Annotated in this window: 15 protein-coding genes, 1 tRNA gene and 4 pseudogenes; 10 read left to right on the forward strand and 10 right to left on the reverse strand. The window is 59.8% G+C overall.

Annotated features, from left to right (window positions below; translation table 11 throughout):
• The first annotated feature begins 180 nt into the window (after positions 1–180).
• From W930_RS0109210 to W930_RS0109225, 4 genes are all read left to right on the forward strand, one after another.
• Positions 181–1,161 (forward strand): quinone oxidoreductase, encoded by a 981-nt coding sequence (locus tag W930_RS0109210; protein ID WP_023594709.1) that lies wholly within the window; start codon positions 181–183, stop codon positions 1,159–1,161.
• A 90-nt stretch (positions 1,162–1,251) separates the two neighbouring features.
• On the forward strand, positions 1,252–1,812 hold the full coding sequence (locus W930_RS0109215; protein ID WP_023594708.1) for an alpha/beta hydrolase: 561 nt from the start codon (positions 1,252–1,254) through the stop codon (positions 1,810–1,812).
• A 123-nt stretch (positions 1,813–1,935) separates the two neighbouring features.
• Positions 1,936–2,589: a DsbA family oxidoreductase gene (locus W930_RS0109220; protein ID WP_028730937.1), complete on the forward strand. Its 654-nt coding sequence runs from the start codon at positions 1,936–1,938 to the stop codon at positions 2,587–2,589.
• 11 nt (positions 2,590–2,600) lie between these two features.
• Complete coding sequence (locus W930_RS0109225) at positions 2,601–2,921, forward strand: Rieske 2Fe-2S domain-containing protein (RefSeq protein ID WP_023594707.1); 321 nt, start codon at positions 2,601–2,603, stop codon at positions 2,919–2,921.
• Positions 2,922–3,206: 285 nt separating this feature from the next.
• Here the strand turns inward: W930_RS0109225 and W930_RS0109235 are convergent, their stop codons facing one another.
• The gene (locus W930_RS0109235) at positions 3,207–4,793 is read right to left on the reverse strand and encodes a methyl-accepting chemotaxis protein (RefSeq protein ID WP_023594706.1); all 1,587 of its coding nucleotides are present in this window, start codon (positions 4,791–4,793) and stop codon (positions 3,207–3,209) included.
• A 120-nt stretch (positions 4,794–4,913) separates the two neighbouring features.
• Between W930_RS0109235 and W930_RS0109240 the strand changes: the two genes are divergently transcribed.
• The gene (locus W930_RS0109240) at positions 4,914–5,930 is read left to right on the forward strand and encodes an AraC family transcriptional regulator (RefSeq protein WP_023872045.1); all 1,017 of its coding nucleotides are present in this window, start codon (positions 4,914–4,916) and stop codon (positions 5,928–5,930) included.
• Between the two features lie 43 nt (positions 5,931–5,973).
• Positions 5,974–6,096 (forward strand): annotated as a pseudogene (locus W930_RS30065) (NAD(P)-dependent alcohol dehydrogenase); the annotation flags it as partial.
• 70 nt (positions 6,097–6,166) lie between these two features.
• Here W930_RS30065 and W930_RS26760 read toward each other — a convergent pair.
• Positions 6,167–7,268 (reverse strand): annotated as a pseudogene (locus W930_RS26760) (IS3 family transposase).
• A gap of 1,393 nt (positions 7,269–8,661) precedes the next feature.
• Between W930_RS26760 and W930_RS30805 the strand changes: the two are divergent.
• Positions 8,662–8,903 (forward strand): annotated as a pseudogene (locus W930_RS30805) (DUF1153 domain-containing protein).
• Between the two features lie 89 nt (positions 8,904–8,992).
• On the forward strand, positions 8,993–9,379 hold the full coding sequence (locus tag W930_RS26765) for a hypothetical protein (RefSeq protein WP_231107029.1): 387 nt from the start codon (positions 8,993–8,995) through the stop codon (positions 9,377–9,379).
• Between the two features lie 143 nt (positions 9,380–9,522).
• Here the strand turns inward: W930_RS26765 and W930_RS0109270 are convergent, their stop codons facing one another.
• The 4 genes from W930_RS0109270 to W930_RS0109285 all read right to left on the reverse strand — a co-directional run bounded on the left by W930_RS0109270 (position 9,523) and on the right by W930_RS0109285 (position 12,235).
• Entirely contained in the window at positions 9,523–10,068 is a 546-nt protein-coding gene (locus W930_RS0109270; protein WP_023594700.1) for a hypothetical protein, read from the reverse strand.
• A 174-nt stretch (positions 10,069–10,242) separates the two neighbouring features.
• Entirely contained in the window at positions 10,243–10,524 is a 282-nt protein-coding gene (locus W930_RS0109275; protein WP_023594699.1) for a hypothetical protein, read from the reverse strand.
• A 216-nt stretch (positions 10,525–10,740) separates the two neighbouring features.
• On the reverse strand, positions 10,741–11,724 hold the full coding sequence (locus W930_RS0109280; protein WP_144347234.1) for a hypothetical protein: 984 nt from the start codon (positions 11,722–11,724) through the stop codon (positions 10,741–10,743).
• Between the two features lie 434 nt (positions 11,725–12,158).
• Positions 12,159–12,235: transfer RNA gene (locus W930_RS0109285), tRNA-Arg, on the reverse strand.
• Positions 12,236–12,438: 203 nt separating this feature from the next.
• Here W930_RS0109285 and rocD point away from each other — a divergent pair.
• Positions 12,439–13,644: an ornithine--oxo-acid transaminase gene (gene rocD / locus W930_RS0109290; protein WP_023594697.1), complete on the forward strand. Its 1,206-nt coding sequence runs from the start codon at positions 12,439–12,441 to the stop codon at positions 13,642–13,644.
• A gap of 139 nt (positions 13,645–13,783) precedes the next feature.
• On the opposite strand, the gene W930_RS0109295 is transcribed toward rocD, so the two are convergent.
• A complete protein-coding gene (locus tag W930_RS0109295) occupies positions 13,784–14,113 on the reverse strand; it encodes a multidrug efflux SMR transporter (RefSeq protein WP_023594696.1) in 330 nt (109 codons plus the stop codon).
• A 351-nt stretch (positions 14,114–14,464) separates the two neighbouring features.
• On the opposite strand from W930_RS0109295, the gene alaC reads away from it, so the two are divergent.
• Positions 14,465–15,682: an alanine transaminase gene (gene alaC / locus W930_RS0109300; protein WP_023872046.1), complete on the forward strand. Its 1,218-nt coding sequence runs from the start codon at positions 14,465–14,467 to the stop codon at positions 15,680–15,682.
• Between the two features lie 19 nt (positions 15,683–15,701).
• Here alaC and W930_RS29120 read toward each other — a convergent pair whose 3' ends face one another.
• The 3 genes and pseudogenes from W930_RS29120 to W930_RS0109315 form a co-directional block, all read right to left on the reverse strand.
• Positions 15,702–16,166 carry a DUF3757 domain-containing protein gene (locus W930_RS29120; protein ID WP_024788753.1) on the reverse strand — a complete coding sequence of 155 codons (465 nt, stop codon included), beginning with the start codon at positions 16,164–16,166 and terminating at the stop codon, positions 15,702–15,704.
• A 196-nt stretch (positions 16,167–16,362) separates the two neighbouring features.
• Positions 16,363–16,776 carry a PPC domain-containing DNA-binding protein gene (locus W930_RS0109310; RefSeq protein ID WP_028730939.1) on the reverse strand — a complete coding sequence of 138 codons (414 nt, stop codon included), beginning with the start codon at positions 16,774–16,776 and terminating at the stop codon, positions 16,363–16,365.
• A pseudogene (locus W930_RS0109315) lies at positions 16,773–16,990 on the reverse strand (hypothetical protein); the annotation flags it as partial. The gene W930_RS0109310 and the pseudogene W930_RS0109315, both read right to left, overlap by 4 nt.

Below are 16,990 nucleotides of genomic sequence, written 5' to 3' on the forward strand. Positions count from 1 at the left end.
CACATCGAAGACACTGAGATCACTGGTGGCCTTTTAAGTAAAAGGCATACATTTTTTCAGCCGGGCCCGCTGCCCCTCTATGGATTCGTTCCGTGACGCGATCGTGACGAAGTCAAGGTGAGTACAAAGGCTGGCGAGTCACCGGCGAACGGTAATAGTTGATACGTAACAGGAGACAACATGGCGAAAGTCGTTAAATTCTACGAACCCGGCGGCCCCGAGGTCCTTCGTTTTGAGGACGTTGAGGTTGGCGAGCCCGGACCGGGAGAGGTGCGCGTACGCCACGTTGCGGTCGGTCTGAACTTTGCCGATACCTATTTCCGCGGAGGCACCTACAAGGTCCCGCTCCCGAGCGGCCTTGGCAATGAGGCATCTGGCGTAGTCGAAGCCGTCGGTGCCGGTGTGACCGATCTGACGGTCGGCGACCGCGTGACCTACACGGGCTTCACCAACACGCTGGGCGCCTACAGCACCGAGCGACTGATTGCCGCCGCGCTGCTGATCAAGCTGCCGGAAGCCATCAGTTTCGAGACCGCCGCAGCGATGACTATGCGCGGTTTGTCCGCCGCCTACCTGGTACGCAGGATCTACCCGTTCAAGGCGGGCGACGCCGTGCTGCTGCATGCCGCGGCAGGCGGTGTGGGCCTGATCGTTTCGCAGTGGGCCAAATTGCTCGGGCTGACGGTGATCGGCACCGTTTCGACCGATGCCAAGGCCGAAATCGCTCGCGCCCACGGCTGTGATCATACGATCAACTACAGCCATGAAGACGTGGCCAAGCGCGTGCGTGAGCTGACCAACGGTGTGGGCGTGTGTGTCGTATTTGACAGCGTGGGCAAGGACACCTTCATGTCCTCGCTGGATTCCCTCAAGCGCCGTGGCCTGATGGTCTGCGTCGGCACGGCCTCCGGCACGATCCCGCCGTTCGATCCGCAAATTCTGGCCCGCAAGGGGTCGCTGTATGTGACCCGCCCGGGGCTGGCCGACTACATCGCCGATCCGGTTGAAAAGGCGGAGCTGGTCGATGAACTGTTCGGCCATGTGGCGGCCGGGCGCATCAGCATCGAGATCAATCAGCGGTATGCACTGCAGGACGCGGGGCAGGCACATCGCGACCTTGAAGCTCGCAAAACCACGGGCTCGTCCATTTTCGTGATGTGATTGTTGCATCACTTGCGGGTCACACGGGCCATCCGGCTCGCGTGACCCGCAAAAGAACGCCCCACCGATATTTTCAAGCGCACTTCGCCAATGACCTCTGCTTCCACCCCCACCCTGTTGATCGTTCCCGGCCTGCGCGACCACGTTGAGGATCACTGGCAAACGATTCTTGCGCGCAAACTGCCGAACACGCGTGTGATTCCTCCGCTGGAACACGACAAACTCAACTGCGCGGCCCGAGTCGCGGCGCTCGATCAGGCACTCGCCGACATCACCGGCCCCGTGGTGCTTGTGGCACACAGCGCCGGCGTGATGATCACCGTGCATTGGGCGCAGCATCACAACCGCGAAATCCACGGCGCGCTGCTCGCGGCGCCGCCGGATTTCGAATCGCCGCTGCCGCAAGGCTATCCGACGATCGATGCCTTGCGTGAGAACGGCTGGTTGCCTGCGCCGCGAACGCGGCTGCCGTTCCCGAGCATCGTGGCGGCCAGCACCAATGACCCCCTCGCACGCTTCGAAAAGGTCACGGAACTGGCGAATGCCTGGGGCAGCCGTCTGGTGGACGTCGGCGCTGTCGGCCATCTGAACCCGGCTTCAGGGTTCGGCGAATGGCCGCGCGCTGTGGAATTCGTCAACGAACTTATTTGAGGCACTAACGTGGCCAGTCAGAACATTCGCGCCGGCGCTTGCGAGCGCGAAGCGACGGCGAACACCTTCACGGACGCCGCCCCCCGGCAGACGGCAAGCGCGCCTGTCGCAGTTGGTCAGGCGATGTTGCTGGAGATCGAGGTTTTCCTCGATTTCATTTGTCCGTGGTGTCTGATTGGCACGCGGCATCTCCGTGCCGCCATGGCGCGTCTCGCCGAACTGCGGCCGGAGATCGCGCCGCGCCTGGTGTGGCGCTCGGTCCAGCTTTTGCCCGATACACCTCCCGAAGGCGAGTCCTACCAGGCTTTCTACCTCGCGCGCCGGGGTAATGCCGATGCGGTCAAGGCGAGACGGGAACAGTTGCGACAAGCGGGGCGCCCGGCCAGCATTGCATTCGCGTTCGAGGATATCCCGTTGCTCGCGAACACTGCGGTAGCCCATCAGCTGTTGGCATACGCGTGCGCCCATGAAACCGAGGCAAATCAAGCCGCATTGGTCGAACGGATTCTGACGGCCTACTTCGTCGATTGCGAGAACATCGGCGACCGGGACGTCCTCAAGCGGCTTGGCCTCGAGTGCGGGCTCAGTGACGACGGCATGAGCGAGCACTTTCTCGCCACGGACGGTTCCGCCGGGCCGGGCGCAGGCTCGCCCGCGTTTGAAAACCACGCCGTTGGCGGCGTCCCGTACCTGGTTTTCAACGGCAAGTACGCCCTTTCGGGTGCGTATCCCGTCGACGACATCGTGAAAGTCATGCTCGCGTCGATCCCCGCATGACGGGAACTGCGATGTCACGGTGTATCCCGATCAACCCCGTCGATGAACTGCCTCCCGGGAAACGGAAAATCATGTTCGTCGACAGCCGCAGCATCGTCGTCTTCAATATCGAAGGCACCGTTTACGCGATCGACAATGCCTGCCCTCACGACGGTGCGTCGCTGGCAAGCGGCCAACTCGACGGCCACCTGTTGCAGTGCCCGGCACACGGCTTACGTTTCGATCTGAAGACGGGCTGTGCGGCCGGTGGGTTGTGCCTGACGACGTTCCCGGTGCGGGCGTCCGATAGCGGCGTCGTCGCCGAAGTCCAATTCCAGCAAGCAAAAGACTAGGTGTGCAGCGATACGCCGACTCTGCCGCCTTTTACATTTAGTTTGGCAGCCTATCCATAGGTGCATTGCGATGACTATCAAATCCCCCGATAATCAGGACGACGTGACGGCCCGCTCGGGAAGCGAGACAAGCCCCCTCCCGATGACCGACAGCGATCACGAACGCCCCTCACACAAGGCCAAAAAGCCGGCCGCGCTCACGCCAAAAACCAATTGGGCCTGGACTGTGAGTTACGTACACTTCGACTGGATGGACCGGCATACCGTCTCGACGTACGCGCAAGACTACGCACACGCCAAATAGCTTTCCGCGCCGGCGTTATCCGAAACCTCGAGCCTGAACATGGAAACGGCGGCTTCCAGATCGCCCGCCTGCGACTCAAGCGAGCTGGCTGCGGCCGCCGCCTCTTCCACCAAGGCTGCGTTTTGCTGCGTGACGGCGTCCATCTGGGTGACAGCCTGATTGACCTGCCCGATGCCCTTGCTCTGCTCCCGCGACGCAGCGGTGATTTCCCCCATGATGTTGGTCACGCGCCGAATTTCGTGAGTGATCTCATGCATCTTGGTTCCGGCTTCCTGTACACGGACGGCACCGGTTCGCACGCGTTCCACGGATTCTTGAATCAGGTCCTTGATTTCCTTCGCCGCGTCAGACGAACGCTGTGCGAGCGTACGCACTTCGGAGGCCACCACTGCAAACCCCCGACCTTGCACGCCCGCACGCGCCGCTTCGACCGCTGCATTGAGCGCGAGGATATTGGTCTGGAAAGCGATACCTTCGATGAGGCCGACAATATTGGCGATCTTGTCGGAACTGGCGTTGATTCCTTCCATGGTTTCCACTACGCGCGTTACCACGGCGCCGCCTTGCTCCGCCACTTGGGCGGCCTGCGCCGCGAGCTGGTTGGCATGACTCGCATTGTCGGCATTCTGGGTAACGGTCGAGGTCAATTGCTCCATGCTGGACGCCGTTTCCTCAAGCGACGCGGCCTGCGCTTCGGTGCGTTGCGACAGGTCCCGGTTGCCCGCTGCTATCTGCTGAGTGGCCGTGGCAATCATTTCGGCCGACGTCTTGATGGTGCCGATCGTTTGCGTCAGTTGCGCCTGCATTCGCTTCATCGAAAACAGCAGGCTTGAACGGTCACCCGGCGCTGTCTTCACGACGGCAGTCAGATCGCTATTGGCAATCTGGTTGGCAATCTCGGCAGCATACGACGGCTCACCACCCAGCGAGCGGAGGATGCCACGGTTGAGCAGTACCACGACGGCCGATAGCGCGATCGCCAATATCGTCAGAATCCCGAGGCTCTGGTACAGCGAAGCGCGGAATGCTGCTTCAAGGTCATCGACATAGAGCCCGGTCGTGATCACCCAGCCCCAAGGCTGATAGGTCAGGTTATAGGCGACTTTCGGAAAAAATCCGGTCACTCTTGGCTTTGCCGCGGTATAGGTAGTAAAGCCCTTGCCGTCACGCTTGATGATCGCGGCGATATCCCTGAAGAGGTACACGCCGTTCGGATCCTGGTAATTCTCGACATGCGCGCCATTGAGCTCCACTTTCGTCGGGTGCATCAGGATGGTCGACTGCGCATCGAGGATCATGAAGTATCCGTCTTTGCCGTACCGCATGTTCCGGACGCTGTTCATTGCGCGCTGCTCCGCTTCCGCCACGGATATCGAGCCGGCGGCGGCCTGGTCGCCAAAGGTCTTGACAACACTCAACGCGAGCTCCGACGCATGTTTCAGATCCGCTTTGCGCTCGTCGAGCCGCATCGCTCTCGTCTGGTAGGCGTCGTAAATCGATATTCCGGCGAGACACAGTAGGCTCAAGATCAGCGGCAACCATAGCTTTTGGACGAAAGACAGCTTCATAGATTTGCGAACCTCTTAGGTCAATCGGTGCTGCGCAGTGTGGGTGAGACGGGTTTCCCCCGCTTGACATTACGCGACACGGATTTATCATTCGGTGCCAGTCTTCTATTCATTTCCCCGATGTCGTCACTTGTCCGCGCTGCGAGTCTAACCAACTACAGTGAGGTCGCTCGTGCCGCCGGACTGGACCCTGTGCGAATGCTGTTTGACGCAGGGTTAAGTCCGAGCGTATTGCGCGAGCCGGACCTCATGATTCCGGTCGAACGCGTCGGACAATTGCTCCAGGCGTCCGCGACCCTTTCGGGCAACGAGAGTTTCGGACTGTGCATGGCAGAGTCCCGCCTCTTGTCCAATCTTGGAGCGGTAGGGTTGCTGATCCGCGATCAAGCGACGCTGCGCGGCTCGCTTGATGTGCTGATGCGCTACCAGACGTTGCTCAACGGTGCGCTGTCGCTGGCCATCGAGGAGTGCAACGACGTTGTCATCATTCGCGAGGCCGTCATTGCCGGCAACGCGCATCAGCCCACGCGTCAACGCGTTGAACTGGCACTCGGCGTGATGGTTCGGTTGATACGCCAGATTGTCAAGCCGGACTGGCAACCACGACGCGTATGCTTCGAACACCCGGCGCCGCGCGACGTCAGTACACACCAACGATTTTTCGGCCATTGCGTCGAGTTCGATTACGACTTCAACTGCATCATCTGCGCGAAATCCGATCTCGATGCTCGCAACCCGTCTGCGGATCCCGCGATGGTGCGGTACGCGCAGCAATTGCTTGACGCGTCAGTCATTTCGCAGCAGGCGAACACGCTTGACGACGTGCGGCGTTCGATCGTGCTGCTGCTACCCAGCGGGCGTTGCTGCATCGAACAGGTGGCCGAGCACTTGGGCGTGGTGTGCCGCACGGTCCAACGCCGTTTGGCGCAAGACGGGCAGAGTTTCTCTTCGATCATGAACGACATCCGCAAGGAGCTCGCCACGCGTCATGTCATCGAGACTGATCGTCCGTTGACCGAGGTGGCAACCTTGCTCGGTTTTTCCGCGCCGAGCGCGTTCTCGCGCTGGTATCACTCACAGTTCGGTTGCAGCCCCAAGGAGAGCCGGGCGACACGCGGCACCGGGCACATGGCTTGACGGCGCGCACGATTCCCCCCATCACAGACAAGGAGTTGCCTCAATGAAAGCCATCATCCTGCGCAAGCCTGCGGGCCTGGACCACCTCGAACGCGTCGAACTGGCGGACCTGGGCGCCCCGGCTGCCGGAGAAATTCGCGTGCGGATTCATGCCAGTTCGCTCAACTAGCACGACCTCTCCATCGTCAAGGGTAGGCGGCCGACTGACCTCCCCCCGGATAACCGAGCACTTTGGCCTAGAGATTTCCGGCGTCAAGGTGTGCGAGTCGGAACTCGCCCGGAGTCAAATCGCCTAGCGAGCTATGCGGTCTGAAGTCGTTGTAGTCCTGTCGCCAGTCCTCGATCTTTTCACGAGCGTCATCCAATGACAGGAACCAATGTGCGGATTCAGGCATTCATCCCGGAAACTGCCATTGAACGACTCGATGAACGGATTGTCCGTGGGTTTGCCTGGCCGAGAGAAATCCAAGGTTACGCCATTTTCATACGCCCAGTGATCTAGCGCATGCGAAATGAATTCGCTTCCGTTATCGACCTGTATGCGTTTCGGTGTTCCGCGCAGCGCTTTCAGATGCCCCATCGTGGCCACCACATCTACCGCCTTCAAGGCGTAATCGACAGTGATCGCCAAGCTCTCCCGACTAAAATTATCGACCACAGTTAGGGCCCGGATTTTCTACCCGTTGAACAGCTGATCGGCCACGAAATCCATGCTCCAATAGGCATTCACGGTAGAGATTTCAGGGCGCTCCATGCGATGTGCTGCGGCAACACGACGGCGTGGTCGCTTACGCCGCAGATTCAGCCCTTCCTCGCAGTAGATCCGGTACGTCTTCTTGTGATTGATCAGCCAGCCTTCGCGTCGCAGCAGGACATGAATGCGCTCCGCGCCATAACGTATTCGCGTCTGGGCGATCTCCCGGATACGCCGCCGCTCAGCACGGTCATCGCGCGGGTGAGGTTGATAAAAATACGTGACCTGACGCAACTGCAGCACCGCCGTCGCGCGCCGAATGCTCACCCGATACGCCTGCATCAAAAAGTCAGCCAGCTCGCGCTTACGGGCCGGCTTCACAGCTTTTTTTGCACCACCTCCTGCAGCATCTGCTTGTCCAGACTGAGGTCGGCCACCATGCGCTTGAGCCGTGCGTTTTCCTCTTCCAGCTGTTTCAGCCGCCGCAGCTCGGAAACGCCGAGGCCGCCGTACTTTTTCTTCCAGTTGTAGAACGTGGCTTCCGAAATACCCATCTTCCGGCACACTTCTGCCACCGTGGTACCCACCTCGGCTTGCTTCAGCGCGAACGCAATCTGCTCTTCGGTGTACTTCGATCTTTTCATTGCAAATCCCCTGCCCGTCAGGGCTTCAAATTTGCCAGAAATCTCTAGTTTCAGGTGCTACGGTTTTTCGGGGGGAGGTCAGCGAGACGGTTGAATGAGCGTCCGAGGAAAACACTAGACTACGAGACGCCAGCCCCGCGATTTTATCGATGTTTTGCGTCGACCGATTGAATCCACAAAGGATAAACGCCCTCTACAGAAGTTTCTGGCCTCGCATCAGGTTCTTCTGGCAGGGCTCCCTGCAAATCAATCCAACCCGACCGACTTGGCAAGCGCCGCCGAAGCGCAGACAAATTTTTCCATGGCCGAATAGAATATGAAGCGTCACTGGACGCCCCCCCAACTCCCTGGCTCAGCAATGTTGACAGGTAGGAGGATGGCTAGCAGTACTGGCTCAAGACTGACAAAATAGTACGAAGGAAAGAACAATCAACCAAGACAAGACCGTGATTCTCACACAACAATTTAAACCGATGGCTCAAGGATTCGACGATATCAAGTCACCCTCAAAAATCTATATCGCTAACGGGGGCACCGCAAGCAAATTGTAATGAGCACGCATCCGGCGGCTCTTCATTGGTCGAGTCGTTTGCCTACCAACCAGTGTATACATCGAACAGGAACCTTCCGGCATAGATGCGGCGCACGCCGGCCGTGCGCCGAAGCTGACGGATTTCAAAGATGCAAATCCTCGACATACAATAGGCATAACAGTTGCCGAGTCGTCCCGCTTATCTATGCGCCGCGAGGATCCTGCCACACGATTTAACACAGCATCGTTTCCCTTACCAAGGAAAAAGTCAAACCAACTTGGCAGCAGTCTCCGACGATGCAAGCATCAACGCGCCGATGCCCACGCCGTCAAGTTGCGCACGAAGTAAGAATTCATTTTCATTGAAGCGAATATTCGGTGCGAAGTTTGACGCGCACCGCATCGAATCGACGTGATTCCAAGTGAGTCGCCTTGAACCACGCATGTCGCGAAAAACAGAGCTCAGCCGCTTGTCCCCGAGCCGCTCGAACTGAAGGGCAATGCCCGACAAGGCGAAGCGCTTGGAAATTCGCCTCGAACCAGAAAGTCCTCGTCAGACATTCCGTTGAGACCGCCTTGAAAACTAGAGCAACCAGACAGCTCAACGCTCAACTCGCGAAGGCTACGGCAAGAACTTCTTTGCGAAAGGAACGCTGGGCAATCGCGGCTAAGAGTCGGCGAGACTAGACGTTGAATGACACGGGGAAATCCCAATCGATACCCAGATGATCCCAATGGCGCTCCAGTGATTTCCGAATAGCCGTAATGCCCCAGTGAAACCCTGCTCACGCCATAATCGAGGAAAAGACGATGAACAAGGCGATGGAAGAAGAAATCACAAGGTGAACAGCGAAGCGCAAGATCGCGCTGGTGCTGGACATCATTCAGGGCAAGACCACAGTGGCCGAGGTGAGCTGCCAGCACGATCTCGGAGGTCGAGCAGTGGGTCGATGACGGCAGGCGAGGGATGGAGAATGCCTTGAGGGCCACGGGAACGGTTTGAACGCCAGATCAAGGACCTTTAGGAGGCCTACAGCGAGGCGATGCTGGAGCTGCGTGCCAGAAAAAAATTGCGGTCCCTGCTGGGCGAGGGCGAGAAGTGATCGAGACGATCCGCCAGGGACTTCAAGCTGAAGGCATCACCATCTCGATTGCCAAGCTGTGCCGATGATTCGATGTACCGCGGAGCACGGTGTACTACAAGTCTGAGAAATCGGCGCCGAAAGTCGATGCGAAGTTCGCCACGCCGATTAAGACGTTGATCGAGGAGTCGCTGTCGTTTGGCTACAGGACGGTCGCCTACCTGTTGGGGTTCAACAAAAACACCGTGCAACGGGTGTACTTGTTGATGGGCTGGCAGGTTCGCAAGCGGCCAATCAGCTTTAGGCCGAGGATTCAGGCCGTGCCATCGGTGCCGACGATGCCCAATGAACGTTGGCCAACGGATTTGTGTCGCGTGTGGTCAGGTCGGGACGGTTGGGCGATACTGGCGCTGGTGATCGACTACCATACCAGAGAACACGCGACGATCATACGCAAGCGTTTAACTAGCAGCATAGCGTCGAGTTCGGCAGGTTGACTTCGCTAGACCAGAATCGGGAGCACCTGACCCGCGGCTTAGTCCTGACGGACAGCAATCTGGCGGTATGTTGGACGCGCGTGCGCTCACTTCACGCTCGCTTGGCAGTTCAAAAAGAAGCGCGTCCGACGAGCTGGTCACCATCAGATCGGCGTTTTGTATTGGGAGGCGCTCCCGGTGAATACCGGCGCCGGAATATTCGTCTGTATTTGAGCCATATCACTATAGGCCGCCCCCGTCTGAGCCGAATAGCGCATGCCCATACTGGCAGCATCGTAGTCATCCACCGTATGACGGAACTGCGCTTGCGACAGATTTTGCTGACGCTCTGGCTCCGTCTTACCCGAGTGATTCGAAGCCTCAGACGACATCGCGCCATTTGCACCATTTTCCGGGCGCGCGCGAACCGGTGCGTTTTTGTTCAGCCACTTACCCGCCTGAGCGCCATCAACGAGCTTGCGAATTCGCGCGAGGGCCGACTTCAACGCAGTTGTACCGCCGCGGACGTTGTGCGTTTCGCTGATCGAACGAGCGATTGCAGCAAGCGGAACACCTGCAGAGATCGCTTCCTCAATAAGCGGATATTCGACGCGCACGCATGCAGCAAACGAGTGTGCTTGACTCATGAGTTCGCGCATCAGCTGAGCAAACTTGACCGAAGGTTGCAGTTGTTGGTGATTGGTGACCATTGTCAAAGCCTAAATTGATTCTCGTGGTTAATCGTGTACCGCAGGCGGAAGTTGCTGCGGCGCGAAATTGCGAGCGGTTCCACGGCTCCCTTGCAACGCCGTTTGCAATACATTCGGTCTGAGCCACTTCCTACTGCCAGTGTCAAGGACATTGGTAAGTAGCGGTAGCGCGCTTTAGTCGCGCTCAATCAGGCGGCGCACAGCCTCCGCCTCCCAGTAGAGGCGGCGGTTCGCTGCGCACTTGGTGGGGATCACGCCGCCATACGAACCGCGCGTGGCATACGCCTTGCGCAGCGTCTGCGGACGCAGGCACAAGATGCTCGCAGCCTCATCGGTGGTTAGATGCTTGCGGCGGGCGATGGGCGCTGGCGCCAGTTGCACGGCATAGGCATGCGAAACCGCGTCGGCGGTAGCGAAGGTAGTGCCGGCTTCTGCGGCAAAAGCAATGGAATTCATAAGCGCTCCAACAATCGGGGGGGCGACAACACGGCCCACACTACGTGAGGTCACCAACGCCGATCAATCTGAATCCGCGCCGATGACTTGAGTTGGAGCTTACATACCCGGCTTCTCGAGAAATGGATGCCGGGCATTGCACTTACTTATTTATCAACAACTTAGGTAAATTTAGAACAACCTAGACAGGGTATTCAGGCAAGGTATATCGGATCATCAACGTTGTTTTTCTTCGAGATCGGCGAGAGTTTCAGTCCAAATATCAGCCCACGGAGCGAGGATGGTACGGTGCTCGTTAAAACGCCGGTTCAGGGAGCGAGCGGAAATACCGTAGTTTTCAATGAGAAGGATCGCAACGCTTACTGGGTTCCAGCGTGAGGAATTTTCTCCCCCAGCCCCGACTCCCCCACTGTAGGTTCGAGCCGCATCTTTCATTCGCTTTGTCTGGAAGATGTGATCCCATTTGTTGTAATCCCATGGCTCACGGGCAAGATTGCCAAAGACATCTCGGATTTCACGTGTCTTGAGCCCTGCAGGTACGCGCCCCTGATCAGTTGGCTCCGGCGGCGACTGGGTCAGACCATCCGCGGATAATCGCTTGGATTCGTTCGTCTCCGAGTCCCCCTCGGATAGCCCGTGATCAATTCCTGCGCTTGACAGAAAGCGCGCGACGCTGTCGCGCATGAATCCGACAGTCCGCAATCGCTTAAAACTCTCATCGGAGCGCTTGCAATCAAGCGCCATGTCAAGTTCCCGAAACTCGGAAACGGTCGTTGCTCGCTGGGCGTTGACGCCGTCAGCGTAGGCGTTGAAATCGCGAGCTATCGCTGCGAGCGGTTCTAACACAGTCCGGAACTGACGCGACTCGAGAAGCTTCGGATAGTCGACGGACGTCCATTCATAGCAATCCAGCGTCCCCCTCACCGAGGCGTCATGGAAGCATTTATCAAGCAGTCCAGCAGCGACAGACTGACGAAACGTTGCATCGAGCGAAACGATTACACCATGTACACGTATCGAACGGTTCATTTCGCTCTCAGGAAAATTCCCCAAATGCTCGCTATTCAACCGCTCTCGAATTGCGGCCATCTGTTCGCCCAACTCGTCGGGCACGACCACGTTGTCGGCCACAGCCCACAACAAATCCATCATCGATATGTAAGACACAAATTCCTCACCGAAAATTTGACGAACCTTCAAGTCAAATGGAACTACATAAGACTTCTTGCAAAGAACTTCCCCGGTAGACCACTGCCCTGCGTTCGCTTAAAATGCCGAGACCTATATACCAAGAGAAAGGGCAATGGGACAACCCCAAACGAAAATAGCCAGCGACAGACGTAGCCCGGATAGACAGCGCGGGGCACCTCCCCGCTGAGCACGTCAAGCCAGTTCATCGCTGTAGAAAAATGAACGCTACCAATCTGGCGGACAATTTCGGACTCCTTTTCTATCGCTACTTCACGGAACAGTGGAGAGGGAGTTTAGGGTGATCTGCCAAACGACTGGATGAGAAAAGACTGGGGGGTATCGAGATTGATTGATGGCGTCCGAAAACACCTACACACCATCTACATGGCATGATTGATCGCAGAGTCGACTAAAGAAATTCAGTCGAAAGTCCTTGATTTTACTGGCCTGCCCAGAGGGATTCGAACCCCCGACCGTCGGCTTAGAAGGCCGATGCTCTATCCAACTGAGCTATGGGCAGTGCGTGCGTGACTTGATGACGCGTGCGGCGGCGGCCTGATACCGCTGCCGGCGCACCCTTCGCGCAACGCGACCGAGTCACGCAAGGGTAATCGCGGATTATAGCGCACGCGCATGCCATTTTCATCGACGCCGTTGCAGAAGTTGTCCTCTTTACGTATCAGCGCGTTCGCATCTAGACTGGTGACGTGGAGGAGCGCGCTCATGAACGAAATCGAACGCGAACAACGCTTTGGCGCTCACAATTACGCGCCGCTGCCCGTCGTGCTCTCGCACGCCAAAGGCGTCTGGGTCTGGGACGTCGAGGGCAATCGTTATCTCGACATGATGAGCGCCTATTCCGCCGTCAGCCACGGCCACGCGCACCCGCGTCTGGTCGCCGCGCTCACCGCGCAGGCGCAACGGCTCGCCGTCGTTTCCCGGGCGTTCTACACGGATCGGCTCGGCGCCTTCCTCGAACGCCTGTGTGACCTCACCACGCTTGGCGGCGCCCTGCCCATGAATACCGGCGCCGAGGCCGTCGAGACCGCCATCAAGGCCGCGCGCCGCTGGGGCTACAGCGTCAAGCGCATCCCCGCGGACAAGGCCGAGATCGTCGTGGCCGACGGCAACTTCCACGGGCGAACCACCACCGTCGTGGGGTTCTCCTCCGAACCCTCCTATCGCGCCGACTTCGGCCCCTTCGCGCCCGGCTTCGTGCGCGTGCCCTTCGGCGATATCGACGCCGTACGCGCCGCCATCACCCCCAACACCTGCGCCGTGCTCTTCGAAACGATTCAGGGCGAGGGCGGTATCGTGATCCCGCCGGACGGCTTTCTGCGTGACCTGCGCGCGCTGTGCACCGAGCACAACGTACTCATGCTCCTCGACGAAATCCAATCCGGGCTGGGACGCACAGGGCGCTGGTTCGCGTATCAGCACGAAGACGTGGTACCCGACGGCGTCATGCTCGGCAAGGCGCTCGGCGGCGGACTGCTCCCTGTCTCGGCCTTCGTGGCACGCCGCGACATCATCGATCTGTTCGAACCCGGCAGCCACGGTTCGACATTCGGCGGCAACGCGCTCGCTGCCACCGTCGCGCTCGAAGCCCTCGACGTGATGGCCGACGAAGACCTGCCCGGCCGCAGTGCGGAGATGGGGGAGTACCTGCTTGCCCGCCTGCATGCGATCCACTCGCCGCTCGTGCGCGAAATTCGTGGGCGCGGACTCTGGGTCGGCATCGAGATCGATCCGGCACTGGCCGACGCGCACAACCTCGCACTGCGGCTGCTGCACCGCCGAGTGCTCGCGAAGGAGACACGCTCGACCGTGCTGCGACTCGCACCGCCGCTCGTCATCGAGCGCGCCGACATCGATCTGTGCATCTCCGCGCTCAAGGCCGTACTCGCCGAAGCCGAAGCGAACGTGTGAGAACGCCCGCCAGTCAGCGGGACGAAAGCACTAGGCAATCCGAACAAATCGAACAAATCGAACAAATCGAACGAGTCGGACGCATCGGACGACTCAGCCAGTCCTCGCCATTCCGGCAAATTGCGCGCGTCGCGTCCGCTCAGTGTGCCGACGACTTCGACCAGAGATTCATGACCAGCACGCCCGCGATGATGAGCGCCATGCCAACCATGGCCGGGGCGTCGAGCTTCTGCCCGAACAGCACGCGCGAGGCAATCGAGATCAGCACGATGCCAAGGCCCGACCACATCGCGTACGCGATGCCCACGGGAATCGAGCGCAACGTGAGCGAAAGCATGTAGAACGCCAGGCCGTACCCCACGACCACCAGCGCGACCGGCCCCACCCGCGTAAATCCCTCCGACGCTTTCAGAGCCGACGTTGCAATGACCTCCGCCACGATCGCTACCAGCAGATACAGATACGGCATCGCCCTCCTCCCCTTTGCTCGAACGCTCGGGCGCTCATCATAACCGACGCCGCTTTGCCAATTTGCCGCCCTGGCGCTTCCTTGCCTTCCTCGACTTTGTTGGCATCATCGCCTTTATCGGCGTTATCAGCTTTATCGGCTGCGTCAGCTTCGTCGGCCCCCGTGGTGCCTGCTGCGCTCTCCCAACGTCTACCCGGCAGGTGCTTCCCGCCATCCCTTCGTCCGCCGGAAAAGCGAACGGCAGAAATCGCTTGCCTAAGCGACGCACGCCGCGCTACATTCGCCATCACGGTGTGGCCAGCACATCGGCGTCGCTCGGACGGTTCCGGGCGCTTACGTTCCAGGATTCCCATGTCCAGCTCCCCGAGCTCGCGCAGCTTTTCGCGCATCAATCGCCTTCCCCCGTACGTATTCAACATCACCGCCGAGCTGAAGATGGCGGCACGCCGCCGAGGCGAAGACATCATCGACCTGTCCATGGGCAATCCCGACGGTGCCACGCCTCCGCATATCGTCAGCAAGCTCGTCGAGGTCGTGCAACGCCCCGATACGCACGGCTATTCGACCTCGCGCGGCATTCCGCGCCTGCGTCGCGCCATCACACGCTGGTACAAGGATCGCTACGACGTCGAGCTCGACCCCGAGCGCGAAGCCATCGTCACCATCGGCTCGAAGGAAGGTCTCGCCCACCTGATGCTCGCCACGCTGGACCAGGGCGACACGGTGCTGGTGCCGAACCCGTCGTATCCGATCCATATCTACGGCGCGGTCATCGCGGGCGCGAACATCCGCTCCGTGCCGATGACGCCGGGCATCGACTTCTTCACCGAGTTGGAGCGCGGCATTCGCGAGAGTCATCCGAAGCCCAAGATGGTGATTCTCGGCTTCCCGTCGAACCCCACGGCGCAGTGCGTCGAGCTGGAATTCTTCGAGCGCGTGATCGACCTCGCGCGCAAGCACGACATTCTCGTGGTGCACGACCTCGCGTACGCCGATATCGTGTACGACGGGTACAAGGCGCCGTCGATCATGCAAGTGCCCGGCGCAAAGGACGTGGCCGTCGAATTCTTCACGCTGTCCAAGAGCTACAACATGGCCGGCTGGCGCATCGGCTTCATGGTCGGCAACGCCGAGCTGGTCGCGGCGCTCGCGCGCATCAAGAGCTATCACGACTACGGCACGTTCACGCCAGTTCAGGTCGCCGCCATCGCCGCGCTAGAAGGCGACCAGCAGTGCGTCGAGGAGATCCGCGAGCAGTACCAGCGCCGCCGCGACGTGCTCTACAAGGGGCTCACGGAAGCGGGCTGGGCCGTCGACCTGCCGCGCGCGTCGATGTACATCTGGGCGCGCATTCCCGAACCGTATCGGGCGCTCGGCTCACTCGAATTCGCCAAGAAACTGCTCGCCCAGGCCAAGGTCTCGGTCTCGCCGGGCATCGGCTTCGGCGAGTACGGCGACGAGTATGTGCGCTTCGCCCTGATCGAGAACGAATCGCGCATTCGTCAGGCCGTACGTGGCATCAAGCACATGTTCCGCGAAGACGGTCTGATTCAGCCGACCGTGGCCTGAACCACGCCCCGCAATACGGTCAACCGGCATCGGGGCGCATATCACCCCGATGCCCCGGATCCCGCCGCGACTTCGTGCTGAACGAACAGTTCACGGGATTGCGCTCCGCACAAGTCCACGCGGGCCCCGAACTGACATCGGACGACGCGACCCATGCAGCGCCCACGGCGCGGGTCGCATCCGAAAGACTCATGCGCAAACCACCCCCGAGTGCCGGGTCGGCGACATAGTCGCACATGACCCTGTGCTTCCTGGCATCGAAGCGAGCCCCCGAAAAGCGAAGGTGCGCGAGCATGCCCTCGGAGGCTCTCGGTTGCTCGCCGTGCCACGTGCCGCCGTTGGCGTTGGCCGTGTAGACGATCGTCTCGTTGCCCACGCTTTGGTGGATGTCGGCCACGGCCGGACAGGCATTGATCTCGGCGTGCGCCGCCGTTGGACCGAAAACGGCAAGTGTGCCCACGATCATCGATATCGTACGAAACATGACGCGCTCCTTCTGAGGATGATGTGACAGACGATTCGGGATGTCCGGCACGATTACACCTGCTGGCCTGACGACCGAATTCCGAAAAGCGTCGCCGCGCGTGCGGGAGAGTTCCCGTTCGGCACGTCCTGACGATAAAAAAGAGGAGGCAAAAGCCTCCTCGTCATAACATGCGATCGATGGTGTCGACGTCGCGCTAGGCAGGCAGCCACTCCTGCAACGTGACCTCGATGGTGATGAACGACAGATTGCCGCCGCGAACGAAGCGCCCGGCGAACATGCGGCCTTCGGTGTCGGCCACCATGCCGTGCAGCATGGGCAGCGTCTGGGCGGCTTCGGGGCGCACGTCGACCTCGCCGAACACATTGAGGATTTCCACCCCCGGGCCGCTCACCAGCTGCTCGCGCCAACTGTCGCCTGCTCGGAACGCGAGACGCGCGTCGATCAGGCTGCCGACCGCGCCGCGTACGATGGCCCGCGCAATGCCATGCTCGGCGCACAGTGCCTCGATGCTTTCGGTCAGATCCTGATTGGGTTTGAGACGGGCCACGACCAGCCGACCCAGTGTGCCGTTCTCGATGGCGACCGGAACCTCCAGCGCCGCGCTCATGAGTGCTCTCCCGGTCGCATCGCCGCGGGACGCAACAAGTGAAAGCGCGTTTCCTCATCGTCCCCGGTCACGTAGCCGCCATGCTCGAACAGACACAGACGGATCACCACGGGCTCGTCGCCGGCCCAGGTGTGATCGAGAATCAGATGGCCGCCGTGCAAATCGCCGCCAGGGTCGGAAAACCCGGCATGGCAATGCAGCAGCGTGGCGCCAT

Origin of the sequence: Pandoraea sp. E26, assembly GCF_000681415.1 — a bacterium.
GTDB classification, from domain to species: domain Bacteria; phylum Pseudomonadota; class Gammaproteobacteria; order Burkholderiales; family Burkholderiaceae; genus Pandoraea; species Pandoraea pnomenusa.